This window comes from Cobetia sp. (genome assembly GCF_983723665.1).
In genome coordinates this window covers 31170-35709 of sequence record NZ_CFDJES010000002.1, presented here as the reverse complement: position 1 = coordinate 35709, position 4540 = coordinate 31170, and the positions used below count along the sequence as shown (strand labels likewise).

Sequence of the window (4540 nt, the reverse complement as noted above, 5' to 3'; positions counted from 1 at the left end):
TGCTGATCGCGATCGCCGCGCTGGTCTACCCCTGGCCACAGGTCATCTGTTCGGCACTGGCATTCGCGACACTGTCCTTCGTGCTGGGCCGCTACCATCGCCGCACGCCTCAGACTGCACAGCCTGCCTCACCGGCGCATGACAAGCAGGTGCAGACGGCTCACTAGCGGCGACCGCGTCCCCCATTGGAGGGACCGCTACCCTTGTACGAGGCGCCCTTGCCAGCCGAGCTGTTTTTCCCCGAGCTCGTGTTGCCGTAACTCTTGCTGCCGCCGCCCTTGTTGGCAGCGGTCTTGCTGTTGGCAGAGGCCTTGTTGACAGAGCCCTTGCTGTTGGCCGCGCCACGCTCATTGCGGCCATCACTGGCATTGCCACGCGTGCGCGGCTTGAGTCCGCTGGCAAGCTTGCCGGCGCCGCCCGCACTCTTGCTGGCATTCCTGCTGGCACTTCTACCGTCGCTTCTGCCTTCCTGATTGCCACGCCCCGTGGTGCGCTCGTCAGAACGCTCGCGACGCCCTGCACCCTCCTGCTTGGCTCCTGAACGCTGGCCCGCACGGCGTTGATCAGCACCGCGCTGACGTGTCTCGCGTTTATCAGGGCTGCGCTGGCCGGATCCGCTCTTGCCGCCCTCATGACGTCGAGTCCCGCTACGCCGGCCAGCGTCCGTATCCTGGGCGGCGCGCTGATGGCGCGCGGCCGTCGCGTGCTGGGAAGGAGGCGGTGCCGCCGCCAGGCGCGAGGCTTCCTCAGTGCCGCTGGAGCCCTCGATCATCTGCTGGATATCCGCCATCTCGCGCTGGGTGAGATACCGCCATTCGCCGACTCCCAGCCCGTCCAGGCTGACATTCATGATGCGCACCCGCTTGAGCTTGAAGACCTCATAGCCCAGCGCCTCACACATGCGACGGATCTGACGGTTGAGGCCCTGGGTCAGGATGATGCGGAACACATAGGTCGAGATCTGCTCGATGCGACACGGCTGGGTGATGGTGTCCAGAATCGGCACGCCAGCGGCCATGCGCTTGAGGAAGTCGCCGTTGATCGGCTTGTCGACCCGCACCACGTATTCCTTCTCGTGGGCATTGCCGGCACGCAGGATCTTGTTGACGATATCGCCGTCACTGGTCAGGAAGATCAGGCCATCGGAGGGCTTGTCGAGGCGACCGATCGGGAAGATACGCTTGGGATGACCGATGTAATCGATGATGTTGCCGTCGACATGGCGCTCGGTGGTGCAGGTGATGCCCACCGGCTTGTTGAAGGCCAGGTAGACCGCTTCCTGCTTGGCTTTCAATGGCTTGCCATTGACCAGCACCTCATCGCCCGGCGCGACCTTGGTGCCCATTTCGGGCACGACACCATTGATGGTCACTCGTCCTTCGGCGATGTAGCGATCCGCCTCGCGTCGCGAGCAGAAGCCCGTTTCGCTGATGAACTTGTTGAGGCGGGTAAGCGATGCGTCGCGATCAGTCATGGCAGGTCACGTGCGTGCGCCGGGCGATGAACGCGCAGCGGACGGAAGGGGATAAGAAGGCAGGCGCACAGGATACCAAAAACGGCAGCCCTGAGGCTGCCGTTGGCACAATGAGACTGGGCTCATCTGCTGCTGCGCCAGATATGGCGCAGCCATCTTGCATCGCAGATCACTCGACCGTGACACTCTTGGCCAGGTTGCGCGGCTGATCGACATCGGTGCCCTTGAGCACGGCGACGTGATAGGACAGCAGCTGCAGCGGCAGGGTGTAGAGAATCGGCGCCAGCACTTCACTGACATGCGGCATGCGCAGCACGCGCACGCCTTCGCTCTCTTCAAGGCTGATGTTCTCGTCAGCGAACACATAAAGCTCGCCGCCACGCGCGCGCACTTCCTGCAGGTTCGACTTGAGCTTCTCGAGCAGCTCGTCGTTCGGCGCCACCGCCACTACCGGCATGTCGGCATCGACCAGTGCCAGCGGGCCGTGTTTCAGCTCGCCCGCCGGATAGGCCTCGGCGTGGATGTAGGAGATTTCCTTGAGCTTGAGGGCGCCTTCCAGTGCGATGGGGAACTGGGTGCCACGCCCGAGGAACAGCGCATTGTGCTTGTCGGCGAAGGCCTCGGAGAGACGCTCGATCTCGCTGTCCATGGCCAGTGCCTTGGTGACCAGCGACGGCAGCTGACGCAGCTCGCGCACCACCTCGGCTTCACCCGCCTCATCACCGCCACGCACACGACGCAGCGACAGTGTCAGCAGCATCAGGCCGACCAGCTGGGTGGTGAAGGCCTTGGTGGAGGCGACGCCGATTTCCGGGCCGGCCATGGTCATCAGGCTGAGGTCTGATTCCCGCACCAGCGAGCTGCCCGGGACGTTGCAGATCGCCAGACTGCCGAGGAAGCCACCCAGCGACTGGGCATAACGCAGCGCGGACAGCGTATCGGCGGTCTCGCCGGACTGGGACAGAGTGACGAACAGGGTACCATCGGCGACCACCACCGGGCGGTAGCGGAACTCGGAGGCGACCTCGACCGCCGCCGGAATGCCGGCCAGACGCTCGATCCAGTAACGCGCGACCATGCCAGCGTGGTAGCTGGTACCACAGGCGACGATCTGCACCTGCTTGACCTGGCGGAAGAGGTTTTCCGCCTCGCTGCCGAAGCTGCGCACCAGCACGTGATCACCGTTCAGGCGGCCTTCCAGCGTGGCGGCCAGCACACGCGACTGCTCGTGGATTTCCTTGAGCATGAAGTGACGGTAATCGCCCTTGGAAGCGGCATCCTGCGCGTGCTCGAAGGTCTGCACCGGACGCTCGTTGGCCTCGGTGACCAGACGCTCGCCCTGCTCGAAGATCTCGATCTGCTCGGCGGTCATGCGCACCAGATCGCCTTCCTTCAGGTAGATGAAGCGATCGGTGACCTGCAGCAGCGCCAGCTGATCGGAGGCCAGGAAGTGCTCGTCGATCCCGACACCGATCACCAGCGGGCTGCCCTGACGCGCGCCGATCAGCACGTCCGGCTGGGCACGGTGCACCACGCCCAGCGCGAAGGCGCCATCGAGCAGCGCCACGGCTTTCTGCACCGCGGTCAGAAGGTCCTGACTCAGGGTGTATTCACGCGCCAGCAGGTGAGCGACCACCTCGGTGTCCGTCTCGGAGGTGAAGACGTAGCCCTGGCCTTCCAGCTCGCGCTTGAGGGTCTCGTAATTCTCGATGATGCCGTTGTGGACCACGGCCAGGCTATCGCCGGACTGGTGCGGGTGGGCATTGGCTTCGCTCGGCGCGCCATGGGTGGCCCAGCGGGTGTGCGCGATGCCGACACGACCCTTGAGCGGAGCTTCCTCGAGGCGGCTCTGCAGCGCCCCGACCTTGCCCAGCGCACGCACGCGGTTCAGGCGACCCTCTTCGGAGAGGACGGCCATGCCCGCACTGTCGTAGCCACGGTATTCGAGGCGGTGCAGGCCCTCGAGCAGGATGTTCTGGACGTTACGACTGGCGACGGCGCCGACGATGCCACACATGAGCGATCTCCTTATGCAGTTGCTGGCTCGATGAGCGGGGCGATCAACACCTCGACGCCATGAGCACGAATCTGGTCACGCGCAGCATCAGGCAACGCGTCATCGGTTATCAGGGTACTGACGCTGGACCAGGCCAGCTCCAGGTTGGGAATGCGGCGGCCCAGCTTGTGGGATTCCGCCATCACCACCACTTCACGCGACACCTCGGCCATCACGCGCGACAGGCCGATCAGCTCGTTGAAGGTGGTGGTGCCACGCTCGAGATCGAGACCATCCGCGCCGAGAAACACCTGATCAAAGTCATAGCTGCGCAGCACCTGCTCCGCCACCTGGCCCTGGAAGGAATCGGAGTGCGGGTCCCAGGTGCCACCGGTCATCAGCAGCACCGGCTCGTTTTCCAGCTCGCGGATGGCATTGGCCACGCTCAGCGAGTTGGTCATCACGATCAGGTCATCCCGGCCCTTGAGCTCGGGAATCAACACCACCGTGGTGGTGCCGCTGTCGATGATGATGCGCTGGTGCGCGCGGATACGGCTCGCGGCGAGACGGGCGATGGCCTGCTTGGCGGCGCTGACCGGCTCGTCATGCACCAGCAGCTCACGCGGCATGGCCACGGCGCCGCCATAGCGTCTGAGCAGCAGGCCACTCTTCTCGAGGAAGGCCAGGTCCTTGCGGATGGTGACCTCCGAGGTGGCAAGCTCCCGCGCCAGTGCCTCGACACTGACCTCACCGTCACGCGCCAGCTGATCAAGGATCTGGTGACGCCGTTGCGGTGTCAGTCGCTTTGACATCGGGGACTCCCATAAAGTTTCGAACCGAAAGATAAGAGAGATGAATCGAAACATCAAGTGAAAGACGCTAGAGGATGAGGCGATTCACTCCCGGCAGGTCGTCCAGCACAATCTGCCGTGACGAAAAACGGGGAGACACCTGTCGGTGCCTCCCCGCCGGTGATGCTCATCTACCCTCAGGGGCAAGCATCGCTACCACAACTGCCGATCACTTCTTGGTCGGACGCGGCCATTCCGGCTTGTCGATACGCTTGCCAC

At 64.0% G+C, this 4540-nt stretch carries 3 protein-coding genes; all 3 read right to left on the bottom strand.

What is annotated here, in order from left to right; genetic code table 11:
- Positions 1 to 163: 163 nt before the first annotated feature.
- The 3 genes from rluF to AC4FAH_RS00520 all read right to left on the bottom strand — a co-directional run bounded on the left by rluF (position 164) and on the right by AC4FAH_RS00520 (position 4282).
- Positions 164 to 1474, bottom strand: a complete 1311-nt coding sequence (gene rluF, locus AC4FAH_RS00530; RefSeq protein WP_490245540.1) for a 23S rRNA pseudouridine(2604) synthase RluF — start codon at positions 1472 to 1474, stop codon at positions 164 to 166.
- 169 nt (positions 1475 to 1643) lie between these two features.
- On the bottom strand, positions 1644 to 3491 hold the full coding sequence (glmS, locus tag AC4FAH_RS00525) for a glutamine--fructose-6-phosphate transaminase (isomerizing) (RefSeq protein WP_043331725.1): 1848 nt from the start codon (positions 3489 to 3491) through the stop codon (positions 1644 to 1646).
- Between the two features lie 11 nt (positions 3492 to 3502).
- The gene (locus AC4FAH_RS00520; protein WP_043331724.1) at positions 3503 to 4282 is read right to left on the bottom strand and encodes a DeoR/GlpR family DNA-binding transcription regulator; all 780 of its coding nucleotides are present in this window, start codon (positions 4280 to 4282) and stop codon (positions 3503 to 3505) included.
- Between the last annotated feature and the right edge of the window lie 258 nt (positions 4283 to 4540).